Here is a 22,411-nt window from a genome sequence, read left to right on the forward strand (position 1 = left end):
CTAAATTAAATCAATATGTCGAAGTCGGGTTCTTTTCGGGCTGTTTTTTAAGCTTTTCACGTTAAAATCGACTATTTATGACAAAATACTACCGATAATTGGCTCAAAAATAACCCGGTTTCAATTTTCCGACAACTGAGCAATAATGAATTTCAACAGGGCTTTTGCAAAGGAGTGAAAATTTGAAACTAGCAAGAAAAAAAGTCTCCATCATCGTAAGTTTATGTTCTATTCAATTTTACTTGGCAATGCAAACAGTTGGTCAAACAGAGGCAACTTTTTCTAGTCAAGCATCTTCAGAACAAGTCGTTTCAGCAGCAATTGTGTTTCCTAAAACAATCCAACAATTAGAAATAACTGCTAAAGATCATTCAACAAGAGCTAATCATTTATATAAGTCGATCCTAAAGACATCAATTAATGGTACTGGCTCTGAATTGTCAAATTTACTTACTATTGTTCTTAATGAGGAACAAGAATTAAATAATGAGATTAAGAGTTTACAAAGTATTCAAGAGCAGTTGAACTCTTATCACAATCAAATTCATGAACTTCCTGAAACTGAACAAAGTAACTATGAATATGAGAGAAAAGGCTACCAGGTTGTTAATCAATTAATCCAGCAATTAAATGAAACAATTGATCTTCAAAAGATAGCGTCCATTAAATCTACAATTCAAACCCTGCTAGGTAAAAGTAAAGAAATGATTAATAACGATACTAGTGAACCTAAAAATGCTACCGATTCTGGTCAGGGCCAAAGTTCTAATAGTTCTGATACGGATTCACTTCCAAGCCAGGATTCTAATAACTCTAATATAGATTCAATGCAGAGTCGGGATTCCAATAATTCTGATACAGAATCAATTCCAAAGCAGGATTCTGATCATACCGATACAGATTCAGTTTTGAACCAGATAACTGATCATTCCAATACGGATTCAATCCCAAACGAAAATTCTAATAATTCAGCAAATAAAACTCAAAATGAATAGGTGATCTCTCATGTTGAAGAAAATTTTATCAATTGTAGGTAATATTTTTAAAAGTATTTCTATTGTCATCTTGTGTTTCTTAGCTTTTATTGTGATTTCATCAAGGTTTACAGGTGGAGATTCTACCATTTTAGGCTATCAATTAAAAGCTGTTTTATCTGGATCAATGGAACCTACATTTCATACTGGTTCAATTATTGCCGTTAAGCTAGGTGCAAATCCATCATCATATCAAAAAGGCGACATTGTTACCTTTCAAATGGACAATAAGCTGATTACCCACAGAATAGCTGCCGTCCATCATATAAATGGTGAAACTTCATATAAAACAAAGGGCGATAACAATAACGCCCAAGACTTATGGACAGTGTACCCTCAGAATATTGTAGGAAAATATACTAATTTCACGATTCCATATGTTGGCTATGCATTAAGTTTTGTAAGCTCAAAAGCTGGATCAGCACTATTGTTAATTGTTCCAGGTATCCTTTTAACTCTTTTTGCGCTACGCAATTTATTCCAATTAAGAAAAGAGTTTGAACAAAAAACTGCAGGATGAAGTTGGTTAGATCTCTTAAGTACAAAATAAAAGCTTAAGAGTTTAATAAATAAACCTTAAGGGGGAAATGAAATGAGTTTTACTAAGAGAATTGGTCAAGTTGTAATGAGTGGAGCAGTCGGTTTATCATTAATTAGTGGAGGTACTTTTGCATATTTCAGCGATACAATTAAGACTGATAATACATTTGCAGCAGGTACATTAGACTTAGGTATGAATCCTAATGCTGTTGTAAACATTAGCAATTTAAAACCTGGTGATGAAGTATATCGTGAATTTACGTTAGAAAACAATGGTACTTTAGATATTAATAAAGTTCTATTAAACACAAAATATCAAATTGAAGACGTAAAAAATAATAACACTGAAGATTTAGCTAAAAATATTAAAGTAACAATTATGTATAACACTAGCAGTGCTACAAACGAGGTTGTTGATACAACATTATATGACCTACAAAATCAAACTCCTGATTTAACAGCAATTACTCAATTTGTAGGTAGTACAAAAGACCCTGACGGCATTGCAGCAGGTCAAAAAGAAAAGATTTTCGTATTATTCGAGTTTGTTGATAATGGACAAGATCAAAATGAATTCCAAGGCGACAAGTTAAAAGTTGATTGGACATTTAATGCTCAAACTGGTGGAAGTACATACCACGACGACACTGATCCTAACAGCAACTAATAAAAAACAAAAACCACCTAAATTTAATTAGGTGGTTTTTCACGCTGTTGAAAAACGATCTTGTCAATTAATTATCAAGTTTTCTTAAAAGGAGTAGCGTTTGGTTGATTTCCACTACAGCCAGCTTATGAGTACCTTATTTTTATCTTTTTTGTTTTTTACTTACTCATGAACCTTTTATGAGTAAGCTATTTTCATCTTCTCTCTTTTTTACTTACTCATGAACCTTTTATGAGTAAGCTATTTTCATCTTCTTCCTTTTTTTCTTACTCATGAACCCTTTATGAGTTAGCTATTTTCATCTTCTTCCTTTTTATTTACTTACAAAGCAAATCTTTCTTTTATTAATTTAGCTACTTCTTCTGCACTCATATTTGTGTTATTTATTTTTAGATAATTTTCCTTCTGAATTTCCCCTTCTATCGAATTTAATCTAAATTTTTCCATTGTCTTGATTAAATTGTTTTCAGACCATTCAATATCTCTTTTTGTTGGCTTATGTTCTAATCTGTGAGGAGTTTTATTTCGAACAAGTCTCTCATCTAATTCTGCTTCAAGTTCAACAAAATAGATTGTTGCCCCTTTTGACTCAAATATGGTACAAACTTTCTCGACATACTCCCAATCAGATTTATGATCCAGAGCCCACACATATGTAAAAATAATTCCATATAAGTTACTTTTTGACACCTCTTCAAATATTTCATTTCGAAATAAATTAACCAATCTACTCCCTTCCTTTGTTCCATAATCAAAAAATTTACTAACCAAATCGATTGTCATGTGATTATGAAACAATTTTAAATCTGTTATTTTTTCTAGTTCATGCCCTACAGTCATTTTTCCGACTGCTTGAGGCCCGAATACTAATACAAACTTCATAGAACTCTCTCCCAAATAGTTTAATTTTTTTATAAGCTCCTAAAAATATAACTGAATTTTTCGACTAGTATATCACACTTAAAAATAAATAACTCGATAATAAACTTCAGCATACTAAAAAAAAAGAACTATCTGAATGAATTGAATAAGAAATAATAAAAATGCAAAAACAAAAGAAAACGAAAATATTCTACGTATATTAACTGTTTACTAAAAATTTACGAAGTTATCAAAAATTTTTTATTACATTTGGGAACTATTGTGTTAAAATCAGCATATAATTTAAAAAACTTTCCCTAGGGAAAAACTATTTGATGTGTACAATAAAACAGGTGGTGGGAAACATGTCACAAGAATCACAAGAAAAAGTCATATATAAAGAAGCCGGATGGAGACAGGAACATACACAACCTAGTTTGCAAGAGGTTCATCGTTCATTATCTGTTCCAAAGAAAGCTAGTAATTTCCGTAAGTTTCTAGCATTTGCTGGCCCAGGATATTTAGTTGCAGTTGGATATATGGATCCTGGAAACTGGGCAACTTCAATAGCAGGTGGATCTGCTTTTAATTACACTTTATTATCAGTTATTTTAATTTCTAATCTTATGGCCATCATTCTACAATCATTAGCTGCTAAATTAGGTATCGTTACCGGTAGAGATTTAGCTCAGGCATGCCGAGACCACTTTAGTAAACCTGTATCATTTATACTTTGGGTGCTTTGTGAAGCCGCAATTGCCGCATGTGACCTAGCTGAATTAATAGGGTCAGCGATCGCTTTAAATCTATTATTTGGGATTCCGTTGTTTTATGGAATTTGTTTGACAACTTTAGATATATTACTTGTTTTACTTCTACAAAATAAAGGATTTAGGTATATCGAGGCTTTTGTAATTTCATTGATCATATTAATAACAGGTAGTTTTGTTTTTGAGTTGATTATGTCTCAACCTGATGTAAAAGCTGTATTTGGTGGATTTATTCCAAGTTCTCAAGTTATTACAGATCCAAAAATGCTTTATATTTCTTTAGGAATTTTAGGGGCAACTGTTATGCCTCATAACTTATATCTGCACTCTTCAATCGTTCAAACTAGAAAGTTTGATGTATCTGATGCTGGTAAAAAGGAAGCAATTAAATTTGCTACAATTGACTCTACAGTTGCATTAATGATTGCATTGTTTGTAAACGCAGCAATTTTAATATTAGCTGCTTCAACTTTCTACAAATCAGGTCATACAAACGTTGCATCAATTGAAGATGCATTCCAGCTACTTACTCCATTACTAGGAACGACTTTAGCAAGTACATTTTTTGGATTGGCATTATTGGCTTCAGGTCAAAATTCTACTTTAACAGGTACTTTAGCAGGGCAAATTGTAATGGAAGGCTTTTTAAATATTAAGCTTAAACCTTGGATAAGAAGATTAATAACTCGATTAATTGCCGTTACACCAGCTCTAATCGTCACTTATTTTTATGGAGCAAATGGAACTGCAGATTTATTAATACTAAGTCAGGTAATCTTATCTTTACAGCTATCTTTCGCAGTTATACCACTTGTCATGTTCACTAGTGATGCTAAGAAAATGGGTAAATTCGTTAATAGAACTTGGCTTAAATCAGTTGCTTGGACAATTGCTTCAGTTATTGCAGTATTAAATGCATATTTACTTTGGGCAACATTCTTTAAATAATATATTGAAACAAAAAAGATTGAACAGATGTTAGAATGACATTTGTTCAATCTTTTTTTACTGTCTCTTTTAAAGAAAATTTGCATAAAGAGAGTCTATCTATTAAAACTGTTGAGTATTTGATTAAGGGATTGAAAGATTGCATCGATCATTTAACAAAGCGTAAAAAAACAGAAAAAACCACAGATTTTTCTGTTTTTTATGCTTTATGACCATTTAGATTTTTATGAAATAATGCTAGCTTGTCTGATAAAATCTAATAAGGTATTATGACATGAAAATTGTACAATATTTGCTATTACCAAATGGAAAATATGCAAGTATGCCCTTATTCTTACTATAGAATAAAATATTTATAAAAAAGGGCAATCATCCCATCTACAAATGAAAAGTGCACTATGATCCCCCACTGCTAAATCAACATAGTTCATCAATTATATTTTCAATAAAAAAGGTCGCTCCTTAGTCAGTTAACCCGACAAAAGGAACAACCCACAATTTCAAATAGATCAAATACAATCTAAGCTTCTTTTAAAAATTTATCAATAATTGAGATTTGCTCATTCGTATTTAATGCAGGTGCATGACCAACTTTAGGTATTGTTTCCATTTCAAACTTCTGCGTTTCCTTCATTTTTAATGCTACATCAAGTGGCAAGACGTCCGAAACTTCTCCTCGAATGAGTAAAATCTTGGACTGAATAGCCTCCCAGTAATTCCACAAAGTTAAATCCTCAGTGTGTTGAAATTGTAATGCAATTTTAGGATCATAATCAGGACCTATTCCACCCTCATCTCTTCTACGGCAAGAATTTTGCGTAAAATCATTCCATTCTTCTTCACTCGAAACACCAAATGAATGATAAATTATCTTATAGTAATTCTTCAATTCAGTAAATGTTTTAAATTGAGGTGGTGTACCAACATAGCTAATAATTCTCTTAATTCCTTCAATATCTTGTGGTTGGTTTTCTGAAGCTCCTGCCCCGATATCATTTAAGACTAAATGAGAAATACGGTTTAGGTGTTTCGGCGTACCAGCAAGTCGCATTCCAATTGCTCCACCCATCGAAGTCCCTACCCAACGAACTTGTTCAATTTCTAAACGGTCTAATAAACCAATCGCTATATTTACATAGTTTTCAAAACAGTAATCTTGCTCAGGAGAGGTACTCCACTGACTTAATCCTCGTCCAATCGTATCTGGGGAAATTACATGATAATCCTTAGCTAAATGACGAGCTAAAATATCAAAATCCCTACCATTCCTAGTTAAACCATGCCAGCAAACAACTGTTGGATTTTTTCTTTCTCCCCATTCTGTAAAATGAAGCTCCATTCCATTAATCGATTCAAACCGAGACTCTGGATAAAAAATATCAATCACTCCATTCATTTTAGTGTCCACTTTATGTAATATTCGATTTTGATAAAAATATCCCTATAAAAATATCAGTGAAATAAATGAACTATTCAGGTTTAATTAAATAATAATAAAGACAAATACAGCACAATCATGAATATTAAAAAAGAAAACAGGATTGATACAAGAATAATTGAATTATGTGCAGGTATAAACTTTCCATTTTGAATTTCTTTCCGCTTTTTACTGTACTGAATAGTAGCTAATACTCCAGAAATTAAACCAACAACACATGCATATATGCCAAGAAAAATTGCTAATGTATTGATGAAATGGTTATTACTAATTTTAATTGTAAAGTGTAGTGAAGTTGTTAAAAACCCTACACCAGTAATTGAGATTGCAGTCCGCAGCCATGCTAAATATGTCCTTTCGTTTGCTAGATGCTGTTGTGCATATTTAACACTTTCATCTGATAAATCTTTTACTTTACTTAAAGAAACCATATTAAATTACCCCTATCAAAAATTTATAGAGTGATAAACTTGTAGAAAACATATCTAAGTTTTAGTTTAATCTTTAAAATTTAAGATTTAGTAAAATTGAGATTACGTTTTGATAAAAATTGAAATGAGGTAATGTAAACCTATATTTTTTACTACGGAATTAACGTAAGGAGAAGTTAACAGAAGACTACTATATAAATAGAACAAATAATTGAGCTTTAAAAAATAAAACGGTCAAAAAGATGGTAATTCAGTCCATCTTTCTGGCCGTTCAATCTAGCTATTTTTCTGTTTGTTGAAATTCATTTTGAACCTTTTCCAAAAGATTTTTATCAGTTATTAAACGATATCCCGTCAGAGCCAATACTTTTGCCCCCGTTACTAAAGCATGATCACCAAGTGGCGACCTTGCAGCTTCACGGAATTCATTCGTATGAGCAATTAAATCATCAGGTCCAATTTTAATATATGCGTGAGAAGTTGGAACAACATGGCTTACGTTTCCAGCATCAGTGGATCCAAGACCACCGCTTTTGCCATTCACTATTTCACCCAATAGGCTTAGTTCTTCACCTACAATCTCATCAAGAGATTGATTGATAATAAAATCATGGACTTCATTTTGGAATCTTTCAATTTTCACTGTACTACCAGTTGCAAGTGCTGCTCCTTCGGCAATATTACGAATCTTAGTAGATACTTCCTCCGTACGCTTCCAAGTACTAGCACGGATGAAAAATCTTGCTGAAGCATACTCAGGAATAATATTTGGTGCATCGCCTCCATGAGTAATAATTCCGTGTATGCGAACATCACTAGGAAGTTGCTGACGAAGGGCATTAATGCCATTGAATAACTGGATTACTGCATCTAAGGCATTGATTCCATGCTCTGGTGAGCCAGCAGCATGAGCTGCTCTTCCATAAAAGTGGAAGTCTAATGGGTCTACTGCCAAAGATGGACTCGACAAACCTGTTTTACCACTTGGGTGGAGCATAAGAGCTGCATCAACGCCTTCTAGTAAACCATTTTTTACGAAACTCCCCTTTGCACTTCCGTTTGGTCCACCCTCTTCTGCAGGTGTTCCAAATATGACAACCTCTCCGCCAGTCTCAGAAATGACTTCAGCAAGAGCGATTCCTGCTGCTACACTTGTTGTTCCAATAATATTATGTCCGCATGCATGACCAAGACCAGGTAGTGCATCGTATTCTGCTAAAAAAGCGATGGTTGGGCCTTGCTTAGATGACTTTTTCCTTGCTACAAAGCCTGTTTCATGTCCCGCAATATTACGTGTGACATCGAAACCAGCTTCTACTAGAATTTTAGTATATGTTTCTGATGCAAAAAATTCTTGATTGCCAATTTCAGGTTTCTCATGAATCTTGTGGCTAATTTCAAGATAAACTTCCTTCGATTCCTCAATACTTTTCACAATTTGTTCTCTTTGTGTTTCAATTTTGACCGTCATTTAAACTTATCTCCCTTCTATTCTTTTGTATAAGCATGAACTAGCTTTATAGATTTTTAATTTTATCAATTGAAATGACTACTGGAACCGTAGCACCTTTGTCACGTTTAATAATGTAATCATGAACTTCTTTTGATTGATAAGCCTTTACAATCTTTGCAAAGTCCTTGTCATTTTTATTCTTTGTACGAGATGCAATAACATTGATATACGGCATAGCTGCTTTATCATTAGGATCTTCTTTATAAAGTGGATCCTTTGCAGGGTCTAAGCCCGCTTGAACGGCAAACCCATTATTGATGATAGCTGCTGCCACATCATCCAATGATCTAGCAGTTTGCCCTGCAGCAATCGGTTTGATTTTTAAATGCTTTGGATTTTCTTTAATTTGTTCAATACTTCCTTTAGGGTCAAAATTATCTACTAAACTAATTAACTTTGAAGATTGTAATAGTTTAAGTGCACGGCCTGCGTTCGTAACATCATTTGGTATCGTAATCGTTGCTCCATCTGGAAGATCACTTAGCTTTTTAAATTTATGGGAGTAAATACCCATTGGGGCAATCACCGTCGAGCCAATCGCAGAAATATCTAAATTATGATCACCTTTAAATTGGTTCATATAAGTAATCGTTTGAAAAGCATTTAAATCAAGACTACCGTCATTAAGTGCTGTGTTAGGTTGAACATAATCTGAAAATGAAATAATTTTCAATTTAATGCCTTCACTTTTTACTTGTTTTTGTACAATATTCCAAAGTTCATAGTCATCACCGTTAATTCCAATCTTAACCGTTCTCTCTTTTCCATTACCTGATGATGCTTTGGAACCACATGCTGATAATACCGAAACTGTTAATAATAATGCTGCAAAAATAGTAAAAAACTTTTTCATCCTCTTTTCCTCCTTACATATCTTGACCACGTATTTCCTAAACTTTGTATGATTTGAACAATAACTACTAGTAATAAAACAGTAATGATAATAACCAATGTTTCAAAGCGCTGATAACCGTATGTAATAGCTAAGTCACCTAATCCACCAGCACCAACAGCACCAGCTGCAGCAGTCGATCCAATCAATCCAATCGTTGCTGTTGTAAATGAAAGAATCAACGATGGAATCGCTTCAGGCAAAATAAACTTCACGATGATTTGAAACTTTGTTGCTCCCATTGAATAGGCTGTTTCTAGCACTCCCTTATCGACTTCTAGCATGGAGTTCTCAATCAATCTTGCCAAATATGGTCCTACAAAGATCGAAAGTGGAACAATTGCTGCAACTACGCCAATGGACGTTCCCGTCAATAATCTAGTAAATGGAATAATAGCAACTAGTAAAATAATAAATGGTACAGATCGGACAATATTGATAATGGTATTTAACAACGTAAATAAAGGCTTGTTTTCCATTATATGACCTGGCCTTGTTACAACTAGGATAATACCTAACGGCAATCCTATGATTGTGCCAAAAATAAATGACCCTAGCACAGTTAGAAATGTATCTTGAGTTGCCTGCAAAAACTGCGGCCAAAAGAATTCCCAATTAAGCTCCACTTAACTCAACCTCCCTTACGTCTATCCCCTTTTCCGAAATAAATTTAATTGCTTTTGCGCTTTCCTCTTTTGTTCCTTCTAGTGCCACAAGCAAATTCCCATAAGGTCTTTCTTGTAGCTCTGTAATCGATCCATAAAGAATATTTAAATGAATATCGAATTTTTTAAGAACCTCTGATAATAATGGGTTGCCTGCCTTGTCACCTAGGAAGACTAATTGATAATATTTTCCCTTTGATAATGATTTCGATAACTTAGATGGCACCTCGTTTTGTAATACTGTGTTAACAAAATTCTTTGTAATACTTTTTTGTGGATTCGTAAATACGTCGTAAACATTACCTTCTTCAACAATTTCACCATTATCAATGACGGCCACTTTATCACATAGATCACGAATTACACTCATTTCATGGGTAATAAGGAAAATCGTAAGATTATAGGATTTATTTACCTTCCTTAAAAGCTCTAATACATTCTTTGTTGTTTCAGGGTCTAATGCAGATGTAGCTTCATCACATAGCAAAAGATCTGGATCTGTTACGAGTGCCCTTGCAATTCCCACTCTTTGCTTTTGTCCTCCCGATAAGTGTCCCGGAAATACATCTTGCTTCCCTGTAAGTCCAACAAATTCAATTAATTCCATTACCTTTTCCTGAACATCTCGTTTCTTTTTTCCTTCAAGGTATAGTGGCATTGCTATATTATCAAATACCGTTTTTGCAGAAAGTAGATTAAAGTGTTGGAATACGACACCAATTTTTCTACGTGTCTTACGTAACTCTTCATCTTTTAATGTCATTAGGTCCAAACCATCAATGAGAACTGATCCTTCTGTTGGCTCTTCAAGTCGATTTAAACAACGAATCAATGTACTTTTTCCTGCTCCGGAAAAACCAATGATCCCAAAGATCTCCCCTTTCTCAATTTTCATATTAGTATTATTTAAAGCTTTAATTGGTGGCCTTCCAGGATAAACCTTGGAGACATTTTTAATCTCAATCAAATTACTTCCCCCAATGCAAGTTATTTCAATCACCATAACCAAGTAAACAGATTTGAAAACTAGGATTTATATCTATATTTCCCCCTTTTTCTCCTATGGCACCACATCAAAAAACCCCTCTTCTTATCCAACAAAACAGATAAGAAAAGGGGTTAAAATACATAAGCCACTTTACTTCTTATCTTTCAAATCGCATGAACGATTTGCAGGAATTAGCACGGTATTTGTTACGAAACAACAAACCCGTTGCCGAGGTATCGCAGGGCCAGTCCCTCCACCTCTCTGGATAAGTAATAGAATTTATTAAGTTTTTAAATTATTGAGTTCATGTTATCTCTCTTTTTAAAATCCGTCAAGAATTAATTTTAAATTTTTTAGTAAAAATTGTGTTAGAAAATAGCAATTTTATTAAACACACTGTTTGACATAAGTCTTAGGTCCTTCATATTCAAATCAAAAAACCTATTTCATATACCGTTTGGAATAGGTCGAGATACTTATTTTTTTGAGTTTTTAATAGTATTTCATCTAAGAGTAAGACAAAAAAGCAGACAAGGCTTCTTCGATAAACGAGAACCTGTCTGCTTTATTGAATTGTGCCTACCATAATGTAGGCTTTACCACCATGAACCATAGCATTATCATCAAAAGAACGATATAAATCCAGATTGAACGACGAAGCAAGTGAATCAACAATTTCTTATCATGGTTTGGTTCACTGAATTTCCGAATGGTCGGTGAAAAGGCTCTAGCTAGGAAAAATAATGAACTCACCAAAAGAAGAATCGTCATCACAATCCAAGATGTCTTCCACGACCAATGGCCCGCTAGTACCAACAAGACCCCTGATCCAACCAGTACGTGCCCAGCATGCTTTGCCAATCTGACAGCAAACCGGAATACATCCAAATAGCTCTGTTGTATCGCAGACTGTGTGGTATGCAGCTTTTTGAGTATCGGAATCAATACAAAAAAAGGACCAATCGATAAAATTACACTAGCAATATGTATGTAAAGAAGCAGTCTATACAGCATAAAAATTAATCTTGGATGAGACGAAACTCATGAACCCATACCCTCATTTTTGGCAGCCAAGGCATTCCAGGATGGATTGACAGGATTGATTGCTTATACTCTTCTACAGTCGGATAGCCTTCCTGCTTAGCATCCTCATCTGTCAATTCACCAAGGGCTTGAGAATAAACTTTTTCAACAACATACTGATTATTTTGAAGGGTCATCACTTCCCCAACATCTGCATATCTTCCGTTTCGGCGAGTAGCAGTTTTTTGTCCTGCCAATACCTTTTCGACATCCTCTTGAAGCGTAACAAGGCGTTCAATCGTACATGTTTTTGGCGGTAAAGCGTTTGTTTCATTTTGATTTGACATTTAATCCATTCTCCATTTCAATTTAATTTTATAGTTAAGGCTATTAAAAAAAACGACTAGTTCCATTTTAATTAAATAAGTACAAAATTAGCAAATTTTATTTAAGAATATTGCAATAAGAAGCAACAAAAAGGACCTTACATGGAGCACCATAATAAAGACCAATAAAAAAACAGAAAACCTCCCAAAAATAGTTTTTCTGTTTTTTTACAGTTATTTCTTATTCAGCTAATCCATGATTTAATAATCGTAATCCAAATTTTCAAAGCGGTAAAACCAATTAAAACTGCTAGAATCCCTCGTAAAACCTGCGTTTTTGTTTTTTTGCCTATTTTTGCACCTAATGGTGAGGCGATTAAACTTGCAATTACAACAATAATTGTAGGCAAAATTTCAACCTGACCAGTAGAGATTTTCCCAATCGTTACGCCTATTGAAGAGATAAATGTTATGGCTAATGACGAAGCAATTGTCACACGAGTTGGTATTTTTAAGATCGTTAACATGATTGGTACTAACAAAAATGCTCCTCCTGCACCAACAATACCTGCACTAGTTCCAACGATAAATGCCAAACCTGAAGCAAGCCATACATTAATTGAAATTTGACCATTTACTGACATCTCGACGTTTTTTCTAGGAATAAACATTAAAACGACCGCAATCATCGCTAAAATTCCGTAAACAAGATTAATTCCATGTTCTGAAAGTAGATTTGAACCAAACCCACCAAGAAAACTTCCAATTAGTACACTTATTCCCATACTTAATATTACTTTTTTGTTTAGATAACCGCTTTTACGATAGCTTAATACTCCACCTAAAGTTGCAAATACTACTTGGACGGCACTTATACCTGAAACTTGATGTGGAGTGAAAGCAGCAAATCCTAATAATGGTGGAATAAATAGGAGCATTGGATAATTTATAATCGCTCCACCAATTCCTACCATCCCTGAAATAAAGGACCCAAAAAAACCAACTAAGAAAAGTACTAAAATTAAGGTCCACTCCATTTAAAGTCCTCCTATAATAGAAAAGGAGATGTGACTCTTAACTCTCCTTTTCCTATTAATCTATTAACTTATCCCTTTTTAATCCAAAATTTTAAAACATTGTCTTCTTCGGTATAATTTAATAATTCGTGTCCACCTGATTTAGCCCAAGCTGCAAGGTCGTTTTTAGCACCTTTATCAGTGACATGAATTTCTAATACTTCGCCTGCTTCGATCTCTGCAATTGCTTTTCTTGTTTTTACAATTGGAATTGGACATGCTAAGCCTTTTGCATCTAATAATTTTGTAGCTTCCATTTTATTCTCCTCCAAGTCTCATTATCGTACTGCACAGCGATTTGGACCAATTTCCATTTCTCTCTGTTTATCTTCATCCAAATTAATTTTACCCATATTTACTTCACGGATTTCTTGATATGAGTTTGGTTGAGGTGGTAAGTTCTCAGTTACTAACTTTCTAAACTCACTTTCACTTTCAATGTTCAATCCATGATTCTGATCAAATAAATATCCTAGTTTTTTATAAACACTACCATCTTCGTTCAATTCACTAATCACCATAAAATGTGATGGAAGCACGATTAATTCAAACGATAAGTTTCGGTATTTTTTATAAAGGGTTTCGCGTAAATCCCCTACCCAGTCCTCTGCCATTCCAGCAAGATCGGGTCTTCCAATTGAATCGATAAATAATATGTCACCAGAAAGTAAGAACTTTTCATCAATGACAAATGAAGTTGATCCGATTGTATGACCTGGTGTATAAAAAGCCTCAATACTGATTGCTGTTTCACCAATCATTACCTTATTACCATCCTCTAATGGACTGTATTTAAAAGTAACCTCTATAGCATCCTTTGGCGGTAACCAGTATGTTGCTCCCGTAATCTCAGCAATTTTTCTTCCGCCAGAAATATGGTCTGCATGAAGGTGAGTATCAAATACATTTGTAATTTTTGCGCTCTTTGTATTTGCAAAATCAATGTAGATATCCGTCATTCGAGTAGCATCAATAATAGCAGCCTCATTATTTGAGATAACCATGTAGGATAAACATCCCTTACCGATTCTGACAAATTGATACAGCTCTCCACCATTTTTCAAATCTGCAATTTTTACTGGTTCTAAATGTTCACTCCACTCTTTCATTCCGCCTTTAAGATAAGATACGTCCAGTCCCTCGTCTGAAAGCATCTCTGCAATCATGATGGAAGATCCTTCTTTAGCACACACAACTAAAACATCTGTACTTGTAGGAATCTTATCTAAAATGTCTTCAACCCCATCAAGTAAATCGAAATAAGGTATATTTAAATGTTCAAAATTTGAACCTTCTATTTTCCAATCGCTATAATCATCAGTATTTCGTACATCTAGAATAAATAGTTCTTCTTTATCAAATATTTTTTTTGTAATCTCTTTTGCAGACATTGCTGTGACTGCCATCTTTTATACCCCCCATAGTATATTTTTATTTTTAAAAATTAGATTAACCTTTTATGCTTACTGTTTCCCCAGACCATTCAGTCATTCCAGGTATTACATTAAACACGTTAGTAAAGCCGCTAGAAACTAGTAATTGAGCAGCAAGGTCACTGCGGTTTCCAGTTCTGCAAACGATATATATTTCATTTTCTTTATTTAATTCTGTCATACGGTTCTCCAATTCACCTAAAGGGATTGATACCGCATTTGGTATATGATTAAATACATATTCTGCTTCTTCTCTTACATCTAAAACGATTATATTTTCGTTTTGTAGTTTTTGACTTAATTGATCATTCGAAATGACGTTTTCAAATTTTTTTTCAATTGTATTTTCATCTGATGATTTTCTTAAATAATGAAGTAATACTTCTCCATTTTCGATTGTTCCTAAATATTGATTTCCAGTGCTATCCGCCCAAGCTTTAATGTCTGCTTTAGATCCTTTATCCGTCGCTTGAACCTCGATTACTTGCCCATTTTCTAATTCCTTCATTGCTTTTCTAGTCTTCACAATCGGCATTGGACAAGCTAATCCTTTTGCATCTAATTTCACGTTTGATTTAATCAGTTCCATCTGACAACCTCCATACTTAAAATACCACTTGGGGTATCTATTTAATCGAAAAAAATTATTCTACGTTCCCTTCCCAAGAAAGCATTCCGCCTACCATGTTTTTAACGTTAAACCCTTGTGATTGTAGGAATTCTGTTGCACGGCCACTTCTAGCACCTGAACGACAAACCATAATATATTCTTTTGATTTTTCTAATTCGTGTAATCGAAATTCAATTAATCCAAGTGGAATATGAATAGCTTCTGGGATTTTCCCTGCTGCAACTTCATCTACTTCACGAACATCGATAACCGTTACTTCTTTTCCAGTTTTTAAATTATTTTCAAGCTCAATCGAAGTAATTTCTTTCATGTTATTCAATCCTTTCTAATTAAATAAATAAGTTTACTTGACCTTCTTCTGCTTCACCAATGTAGGCGGCAACACCGGCATACTGAATTTTCTCTAATAACTCTTCAGTTTGTAGACCTAACAGATCCATTGTCATTGTACATGCTACTAAATTTATATCTTGTTCTTGGGCCATTTCAATTAATTGTGGTAAAGGCAATGCATTATGCTTTTTAATGATATCCTTAATCATCTTTGGTCCAAAACCAGCAAAATTCATTTTAGAAAGTCCCATTTTATCTGCGCCTCTAGGCATCATCTTTCCAAACATCTTTTCGATAAAACCTTTTTTTGTTGCTACATGTTCGCCTTTTCGTAAAGCATTTAAACCCCAAAATGTATGAAAAATAGTTACTTCATGATCAAAAGCTGCTGCACCGTTCGCAATAATATAGGCGGCCATTGCTTTGTCATAATCTCCACTAAATAAAATGATATTTGTTTTCTTAGTTGTCATATTCTTTCTCCTTTTCGCTCTTAATACCCACTAGGGTATGTTACAAAACAAAAAATATATCTTATATATACTATTACCCCTATGGGTATATGATAATAAAAATAAAAAATTGTGTCAAACCATATATTATCTACTTTTTACAAGTAAATTTACTGCTTCTTTCACTAAATCTTCGGCATCTTGCCCGTTTTCATTCGCATTTCGGACACAATCAACTAAATTTGAGCTTACTATTACGCCAATCGTACGATCCAAAGCTGATTTAACTGCTGATAACTGTGTAATGACATCTTTACAGTCTTTGTCCTCTTCTATCATTTTTAAAATTCCACGAATCTGTCCCTCAATTCGTTTTATTCTATTTTTTACTGGATCATCATATTTCATTAAATCACCCCTAACTTATAAAACTAAATAAGGCTTACGCATTTATTTTAGAATATATGTGCAATATTCTTACTTAGAATATATACCCCACAGGGTATAATGTCAATCAATTAATTTTAAATAAATTAGTCTTCTTCTAGTAAGTTAAAAGTAGAAATGAACAAAAAGATCACGATAATGTGATCTTTTTTGTTCGAGTTACTTTGAGATTTTAAGATTTCACTGTCATTTCCATCTCAAAATATGTCCCCACTTCCATAACTGCTTCGTCTTTATGGATAAAGTCGTTTTTCTCTTTTAAATAAATATAATCATTAGACCATTCGCCAATATTTTGAATGATATCTTTTAAAGCATTCGTGAATATGACTACTTCATCATTCGTAGTCGTTGGATGGACACTCATACGAATCCAACCAGGTTTTACGCTAATATTGCCATTATCGATTTCATCTGTAATTGATTTAGACATTTCTCTTGTAATATTCAGAAGCATATGTCCATAAGTACCTGCGCATGAACAGCCACCTCGTACTTGAATTCCGAAACGATCATTTAATAATCTAACAACTAAATTATGGTGAATATCCTTTAAATAAAAAGAATAAAAACCTAATCGTGGATTGCTTGAATTTTCAAGTACTACTACATTTTCAATTGACCTAAGTTCATCTAATACGATGTGTTCTAATTCTTCTTCACGATTTAATATATTCACTGTACCCATTGCATTTTTCACCTTAATTGCAAGAGCTGTTCTAATTGTTTGCAGAAATCCTGGAGTACCGCCATCTTCTCTTTCGCGAATATTGTTAATATATTTTTTCTCACCCCATGGATTCGTCCACTCAACAGTTCCTCCACCTGGATGATCTGGAATTTTATTTTGATATAGAGAAGAGTCAAATATTAAAACTCCACTACTACCAGGCCCTCCTAAAAACTTATGTGGAGAAAACAGAATCGCATCAAGTTTTTCCATTGGATCACTAGGATGCATATCAATGTCAACATAAGGTGCAGAAGCTGAGAAATCCACAAAACAAACACCATTATATTCATGCATAAGTCTAGCAAGCTTATGATAAGGTGTAATTAATCCAGATACATTCGAACAAGCACTGAATGATCCAATTACTTTTCGTTTATTCTTATAAAACTCTAGGCGTTTTCTTAAAAATTCCAAATCAACTACGTTGTTCGCACAATTCGGTACAACTTCTACATTACAAATCGTTTCTAACCATGAAGTATGATTGCTATGATGCTCCATGCTTGTTATAAAAACAACTGGTCTTTCTTCCTCAGGTATACTTAAACGGAAATTGAAATTTTCATGAATTTTCAACCCTAAAATACGTTGAAACTTATTCATAACGCCAGTCATTCCTGATCCATCTGTTATGATTGTGTCGGAAGCGCTTGCATTAACATGTTCCTTTATGATCTGTAATGCTTCATGGTAACAATTCGTCATCGTACTTCCAGTTATATTTGATTCCGTATGCGTATTTGCAACATACGGCCCAAAAGTTGAAAGTAATTTTTCTTCAACCGGTCCATATAACCTACCGCTCGCAGCCCAATCTAAATAAATAATTTTCTTTTCACCAAATGGCGATACGAATGTTTTTTCATTTCCAATAATCTCTTTTCTAAATTGTGAAAAATATTTTTCTAAATTCAATTTTATCGCTCCTAATGAGAATATGTTGTGTGCTTTTTAATCGGAAGCTCTGTTTAGATAATTAAGATAAAACCGAGTATTCCAATACCCAATAGGGTATTATATAAAATGCACTGAAGCCAGTCCGCTCATGACGGAATGACTTTTTTAAAGTAATTTATCAATTTTTAAACAGAACCAATTAAAAAGAAAATATCTTGCGTCAAAATCTAAATAGAAAACTTATTTACATATACAAATATATGTCATATTATTCTGCATTAAAAGAATTTTTTCACTTTTGAAATATTAGTAAAATTTTACACTATCTATTTTATTTAAAAAGAGACCCTTTTTGATAGTACTCTTTCATCATTTTTTCCGGGACCATACTACCACCTGTAGCCCAAATGACATGGGTACTATTTTCCATTTTTTTCATTAAATTATATTTTAGTAAATAATCTTTACCTTCTTTAAATAATTTAATTGGACCAATCATACCAGCTAGTGCTGACGGTTCTAAATAAAGATCCTCAGTATCAACTAACTCTTTTAACATGGTATAGAGTTTCTCATCACTTATTGTGTAGCTACCGCTTAAAAAAGGCTCCATGATTTTTCCTACAAATCCAGATGGTCTCCCTACAACTAGGCCATCTGCATCCGTTTTATTATCAATGCCAAAATCTTGTACAGAAACTTGATCGTGGAGTCCTGTCATTAATCCAATCAACATACAAGGAGAATGAGTTGGCTCGGCAAAAAAGCAATGAACATTATCTTCAAATAATAGTTTCAGACCAAATGCCACACCACCAGGTCCTCCTCCAACTCCACAAGGTAAATAAACAAATAATGGATGATTTTCATCAATTGTAATGTCTAATTCTTCAAACTGCTTTTTTAAACGTGAAGCTGCTACTGCATATCCTAAAAATAAATCATTTGAATTTTCATCGTCTACAAAATAACAATTAGGATTTGCTTCTGCTTGAATACGTCCTTCTTCTACTGCCTTACTATAATCCGCCTCGTATTCAATAACATTTACATTTTTACTTCTAAGTAAATCTTTTTTCCATTGCTTTGCATCCGCTGACATATGTACGGTTACTTTAAATCCTAACTTTGCACTAATAATGCCAATGCTCATACCTAAATTACCAGTGGACCCTACAGCAATTGAGTAGTTAGAGAAAAAATCTCTAAAAATATCACTATCTATTTTTGAGTAATCATCTTCAATCGTTAATAGCTGATGCTTTATAGCTAGGCTTTCAGCATGCTTTAATATTTCATAAATGCCACCTCTTGCTTTAATTGATCCTGATATTGGTAAATGACTATCACATTTTAAAAATAATTCTCCTAATATAGTTTGTTGGAAATTTTTCTCTAACGATTGTTTCATAGAAGGAATTTGTACAAAAGGAGATTCAATAATGCCATTTGTATCTTTTGTTTCTGGAAAAACCTTTGAAATATATGGTGCAAACCTTTTTAATCGTTCATCCGCATCGTTTACATCATCTTGAGTAAGTGGTGACAGTTTCATTGCTTTTTGAAACGTCTCAAAATTTGGGTTCAACCAAAGGTATTCCTCTAAGTTCATCAGTTTTTTTAGGATTGGATAATTTTCTATATATGCCTGTATATCAATTCTTTCCATCTACATTCCTCCTAGACTTAAACAGTTTATATGTAGTTTATCAGATATTATCACTAGGTCAGTAATATTGTTTTCAAATAGAGTTTTTAGAATAACTTTGATTGTTAATCTTTTGTAAATTCCCTCCAAAAGAGATTGGTTTAAATTTTGATTCAAACTATACTATTTCTATGTATCAGTTGTTGGAGGAAAATATGAATCCTAATCATAAAAATAATAAGTTATCTCTTTTGTTAGAAATACTTATTGTTTCTACTAAACTGGGTTTAACTTCTTTTGGTGGACCAATCGCTCATTTAGGTTATTTTCGTGAAGAATATGTAAAAAGGAAAAAGTGGATTGACGATCAAAACTATGCTGACTTAGTCGCTTTGTCACAATTTTTACCTGGACCAGCAAGCAGTCAGGTTGGCATTGGTATTGGGGTAATACGTGCAGGTGTCTTAGGAGGCATTGTCTCATTTATTGGATTTACATTACCATCAGTCATTGTACTTGTATTATTTGCAGTATTACTACAAGACTTGGATATAAAAAATTCAGGTTGGATCCATGGACTAAAACTGGTTGCAGTACCTATTGTTGCACAGGCTATTTTAGGTATGGTAAAGAACTTGACGCCTGATTTAAAAAGGAAAGCTCTTGCTTTGTTTTCAATGATCGCCACACTAATATGGCAAACGACATTCACTCAAATTGCTGTCATTTTAATTTCTTCAGTTTGCGGATATTTTCTATATCAGGATAATGAAAATAGTGATAAAACTACATTAGTTACGAATATATCAAAAAAAGTTTCAATCATTTGTTTGGCTATATTTTTTATATTATTAGTTTTATTACCCTTAATTAGTTCATTTACAGCGTCAAAATGGATATCTATATTTGACAGTTTTTACAGAGCAGGATCAATGGTATTTGGTGGAGGCCATGTTGTTCTTCCTTTACTTGAACGTGAGTTTGTTCCTACAGGATGGTTAAACAAAGAAACATTTTTGGCTGGATATGGTGTCACGCAGGCTGTACCTGGACCATTATTTACGTTTGCATCCTATTTAGGAACTGTAATGTTGGGCTGGCGAGGAGGTTTAATTGCAACGATTGCCATCTTTTTACCTGCTTTCCTACTTATTATAGGTACTTTCCCATTTTGGTCTAGTTTGCGTCGTAGTTCGAAATTAAGGAGAGCTTTATTAGGCGTAAACGCAGCAGTAGTTGGGATCTTAATTTCAGCTTTTTTTAATCCAATTTGGATAAGTTCTGTATTTTCGATTGTTGACTTTCTAATCGTAGCGATCTTATTTAGTATGTTAGTAATTATGAAATTACCACCATGGGTTATTGTACTTGTAGGAGCAATTAGTGGGGAAATTTTATCTAGAATTTAAATTAAATTTGGTTGTATATATCTATCCAAACTTTGGGAGAACGGTTCTTCGGCATTTTTAATAGAAGGGCAAATCAAAAAAAGCAGAAAAACTAATACAATGTTTTTCTGCTTTTTTATTTTTAATTATTTTAACAATACAGCAATATTTCTTGCAGTTCTTTCAATATTTTCAAAAGCGTTTTTCATAACATCTTCAATCGGCAAGATTGCAGGAATCGTAGGGAAAATAGCATCGATTCCGTGTTTATACAATTCCTCTATCCCATCACCAATACTACCACAAATTGCAATTACTTTCGCATTAGCAGGGGCACAAGTAGCCGCCCCAACAGGTGCTTTACCATAAATTGTTTGTCCATCCATTCTGCCTTCTCCTACAATTACGATGTCAGCATCCTTACATACTTCTTTAACATTTAATTGGTCAAGAACCAGTTCAATCCCTTTTTTTATTGAAGCATTTGCGAATAGCATTAAGCCTGCACCCATGCCCCCACCAGCTCCACTTCCGGGGATCTCTGAGACGGATTTATTTAGATAATGCTCAGCAATCTGATAGAAATTTCCCATTGCTTCATCCACTGTAGCTAATTGATCCGCAGAAAGTCCTTTCTGTGGTCCAAATATATATGTTGCTCCATTTCTACCAATCAATGTGTTAACAACATCTGCCGCAATAGTGATTTTTACTTTATCTAATAGTGGTGACCTGTTTTCATCAGACATTGAAGCTACTTTTAGCAATGTCTTACCATTGCATTCAATTTCCCCACCGTTTTGATCGAAGAATTGGTAACCTAGCGCTTTAGCCATCCCAATCCCACCATCATTTGTTGAGCTACCTCCAACACCAACAATAAGCTCAGAAGCTCCACGCTCAATAGCATAAAGAATTAATTCGCCAACACCAAAGGAAGTAGTTTGTAATGGATCACGTTTTTCAAGGGGGACAAGATGCAAACCACAAGCTTCAGCCATTTCTATAAATGCCGTTTTATTATCCTTTGAAAATGCAATTTTAGCTTGAACAGTTTCATTAAGAGGGCCTGTTACATTAATGGTTTCTACTTCACCACCATTTGATGCGATTAAAGCTTGAACAGTGCCCTCCCCTCCATCGGCCAATGGTAATAAATGATACTCTGCATTAGGGAATACGGAATGAAAGCCTTTATGAATGGCATTAGCTACATTCGTTGCATCCAAGCTTTCTTTAAAGGAATCAGGTAATATTACTACTTTCATTTTTCCTCC

The 22,411-nt window shown here is 33.8% G+C and carries 24 protein-coding genes and 1 riboswitch; of the genes, 5 read left to right on the forward strand and 19 right to left on the reverse strand.

Annotated features, from left to right (window positions below):
• Nucleotides 1-182: 182 nt before the first annotated feature.
• From ABEY15_RS06440 to ABEY15_RS06450, 3 genes are all read left to right on the forward strand, one after another.
• A complete protein-coding gene (locus tag ABEY15_RS06440) occupies nucleotides 183-995 on the forward strand; it encodes a DUF4047 domain-containing protein (protein WP_429889197.1) in 813 nt (270 codons plus the stop codon).
• A 13-nt stretch (nucleotides 996-1,008) separates the two neighbouring features.
• Nucleotides 1,009-1,554: a signal peptidase I SipW gene (gene sipW, locus ABEY15_RS06445; RefSeq protein WP_429889269.1), complete on the forward strand. Its 546-nt coding sequence runs from the start codon at nucleotides 1,009-1,011 to the stop codon at nucleotides 1,552-1,554.
• A gap of 72 nt (nucleotides 1,555-1,626) precedes the next feature.
• Complete coding sequence (locus ABEY15_RS06450; RefSeq protein ID WP_429889199.1) at nucleotides 1,627-2,241, forward strand: TasA family protein; 615 nt, start codon at nucleotides 1,627-1,629, stop codon at nucleotides 2,239-2,241.
• A 321-nt stretch (nucleotides 2,242-2,562) separates the two neighbouring features.
• Here ABEY15_RS06450 and ABEY15_RS06455 read toward each other — a convergent pair whose 3' ends face one another.
• Nucleotides 2,563-3,123: a shikimate kinase gene (locus ABEY15_RS06455; RefSeq protein ID WP_429889200.1), complete on the reverse strand. Its 561-nt coding sequence runs from the start codon at nucleotides 3,121-3,123 to the stop codon at nucleotides 2,563-2,565.
• 344 nt (nucleotides 3,124-3,467) lie between these two features.
• On the opposite strand from ABEY15_RS06455, the gene ABEY15_RS06460 reads away from it, so the two are divergent.
• Nucleotides 3,468-4,820 (forward strand): Nramp family divalent metal transporter, encoded by a 1,353-nt coding sequence (locus tag ABEY15_RS06460; protein ID WP_429889202.1) that lies wholly within the window; start codon nucleotides 3,468-3,470, stop codon nucleotides 4,818-4,820.
• Nucleotides 4,821-5,340: 520 nt separating this feature from the next.
• On the opposite strand, the gene ABEY15_RS06465 is transcribed toward ABEY15_RS06460, so the two are convergent.
• From ABEY15_RS06465 to ABEY15_RS06545, 17 genes are all read right to left on the reverse strand, one after another.
• A complete protein-coding gene (locus tag ABEY15_RS06465) occupies nucleotides 5,341-6,216 on the reverse strand; it encodes an alpha/beta fold hydrolase (protein ID WP_429889203.1) in 876 nt (291 codons plus the stop codon).
• 83 nt (nucleotides 6,217-6,299) lie between these two features.
• Nucleotides 6,300-6,689: a YidH family protein gene (locus tag ABEY15_RS06470; RefSeq protein WP_429889204.1), complete on the reverse strand. Its 390-nt coding sequence runs from the start codon at nucleotides 6,687-6,689 to the stop codon at nucleotides 6,300-6,302.
• A 280-nt stretch (nucleotides 6,690-6,969) separates the two neighbouring features.
• Nucleotides 6,970-8,160 (reverse strand): M20 family metallopeptidase, encoded by a 1,191-nt coding sequence (locus ABEY15_RS06475; RefSeq protein ID WP_429889205.1) that lies wholly within the window; start codon nucleotides 8,158-8,160, stop codon nucleotides 6,970-6,972.
• 46 nt (nucleotides 8,161-8,206) lie between these two features.
• Nucleotides 8,207-9,055 carry a MetQ/NlpA family ABC transporter substrate-binding protein gene (locus ABEY15_RS06480; protein ID WP_429889206.1) on the reverse strand — a complete coding sequence of 283 codons (849 nt, stop codon included), beginning with the start codon at nucleotides 9,053-9,055 and terminating at the stop codon, nucleotides 8,207-8,209.
• The gene (locus ABEY15_RS06485; protein ID WP_429889207.1) at nucleotides 9,052-9,720 is read right to left on the reverse strand and encodes a methionine ABC transporter permease; all 669 of its coding nucleotides are present in this window, start codon (nucleotides 9,718-9,720) and stop codon (nucleotides 9,052-9,054) included. The genes ABEY15_RS06480 and ABEY15_RS06485 overlap by 4 nt, the downstream gene beginning before the upstream one ends.
• Nucleotides 9,710-10,726, reverse strand: coding sequence for a methionine ABC transporter ATP-binding protein (locus ABEY15_RS06490; RefSeq protein WP_429889209.1), 1,017 nt, complete (start codon nucleotides 10,724-10,726; stop codon nucleotides 9,710-9,712). The genes ABEY15_RS06485 and ABEY15_RS06490 overlap by 11 nt, the downstream gene beginning before the upstream one ends.
• 175 nt (nucleotides 10,727-10,901) lie before the next feature.
• A riboswitch (SAM riboswitch) is annotated at nucleotides 10,902-11,019 on the reverse strand.
• Between the two features lie 307 nt (nucleotides 11,020-11,326).
• The gene (locus ABEY15_RS06495; RefSeq protein ID WP_429889211.1) at nucleotides 11,327-11,761 is read right to left on the reverse strand and encodes a hypothetical protein; all 435 of its coding nucleotides are present in this window, start codon (nucleotides 11,759-11,761) and stop codon (nucleotides 11,327-11,329) included.
• A gap of 5 nt (nucleotides 11,762-11,766) precedes the next feature.
• Complete coding sequence (locus ABEY15_RS06500; protein WP_429889212.1) at nucleotides 11,767-12,117, reverse strand: ASCH domain-containing protein; 351 nt, start codon at nucleotides 12,115-12,117, stop codon at nucleotides 11,767-11,769.
• A gap of 224 nt (nucleotides 12,118-12,341) precedes the next feature.
• Nucleotides 12,342-13,133, reverse strand: a complete 792-nt coding sequence (locus ABEY15_RS06505) for a sulfite exporter TauE/SafE family protein (RefSeq protein WP_429889213.1) — start codon at nucleotides 13,131-13,133, stop codon at nucleotides 12,342-12,344.
• A 68-nt stretch (nucleotides 13,134-13,201) separates the two neighbouring features.
• Nucleotides 13,202-13,429, reverse strand: coding sequence for a sulfurtransferase TusA family protein (locus tag ABEY15_RS06510; RefSeq protein WP_088014286.1), 228 nt, complete (start codon nucleotides 13,427-13,429; stop codon nucleotides 13,202-13,204).
• A gap of 21 nt (nucleotides 13,430-13,450) precedes the next feature.
• On the reverse strand, nucleotides 13,451-14,578 hold the full coding sequence (locus ABEY15_RS06515; RefSeq protein ID WP_429889215.1) for an MBL fold metallo-hydrolase: 1,128 nt from the start codon (nucleotides 14,576-14,578) through the stop codon (nucleotides 13,451-13,453).
• Between the two features lie 43 nt (nucleotides 14,579-14,621).
• Nucleotides 14,622-15,194 carry a sulfurtransferase TusA family protein gene (locus ABEY15_RS06520; RefSeq protein ID WP_429889216.1) on the reverse strand — a complete coding sequence of 191 codons (573 nt, stop codon included), beginning with the start codon at nucleotides 15,192-15,194 and terminating at the stop codon, nucleotides 14,622-14,624.
• A gap of 55 nt (nucleotides 15,195-15,249) precedes the next feature.
• Nucleotides 15,250-15,546 carry a rhodanese-like domain-containing protein gene (locus ABEY15_RS06525; protein ID WP_429889217.1) on the reverse strand — a complete coding sequence of 99 codons (297 nt, stop codon included), beginning with the start codon at nucleotides 15,544-15,546 and terminating at the stop codon, nucleotides 15,250-15,252.
• 19 nt (nucleotides 15,547-15,565) lie between these two features.
• Complete coding sequence (locus tag ABEY15_RS06530) at nucleotides 15,566-16,042, reverse strand: DsrE/DsrF/DrsH-like family protein (protein ID WP_429889218.1); 477 nt, start codon at nucleotides 16,040-16,042, stop codon at nucleotides 15,566-15,568.
• Nucleotides 16,043-16,168: 126 nt separating this feature from the next.
• Nucleotides 16,169-16,429, reverse strand: a complete 261-nt coding sequence (locus tag ABEY15_RS06535) for a metal-sensitive transcriptional regulator (RefSeq protein ID WP_429889219.1) — start codon at nucleotides 16,427-16,429, stop codon at nucleotides 16,169-16,171.
• Nucleotides 16,430-16,640: 211 nt separating this feature from the next.
• Nucleotides 16,641-18,116, reverse strand: coding sequence for an aminotransferase class V-fold PLP-dependent enzyme (locus ABEY15_RS06540; protein ID WP_429889220.1), 1,476 nt, complete (start codon nucleotides 18,114-18,116; stop codon nucleotides 16,641-16,643).
• 313 nt (nucleotides 18,117-18,429) lie between these two features.
• Nucleotides 18,430-19,767 carry a D-serine ammonia-lyase gene (locus tag ABEY15_RS06545; RefSeq protein ID WP_429889222.1) on the reverse strand — a complete coding sequence of 446 codons (1,338 nt, stop codon included), beginning with the start codon at nucleotides 19,765-19,767 and terminating at the stop codon, nucleotides 18,430-18,432.
• 194 nt (nucleotides 19,768-19,961) lie between these two features.
• On the opposite strand from ABEY15_RS06545, the gene ABEY15_RS06550 reads away from it, so the two are divergent.
• Complete coding sequence (locus ABEY15_RS06550) at nucleotides 19,962-21,155, forward strand: chromate transporter (protein WP_429889223.1); 1,194 nt, start codon at nucleotides 19,962-19,964, stop codon at nucleotides 21,153-21,155.
• 125 nt (nucleotides 21,156-21,280) lie between these two features.
• Here the strand turns inward: ABEY15_RS06550 and ABEY15_RS06555 are convergent, their stop codons facing one another.
• A complete protein-coding gene (locus ABEY15_RS06555; RefSeq protein ID WP_429889224.1) occupies nucleotides 21,281-22,402 on the reverse strand; it encodes a glycerate kinase in 1,122 nt (373 codons plus the stop codon).
• Between the last annotated feature and the right edge of the window lie 9 nt (nucleotides 22,403-22,411).

Origin of the sequence: Gottfriedia acidiceleris (assembly GCF_050457485.1) — a bacterium.
Classification (GTDB): domain Bacteria; phylum Bacillota; class Bacilli; order Bacillales; family Bacillaceae_G; genus Gottfriedia; species Gottfriedia acidiceleris_D.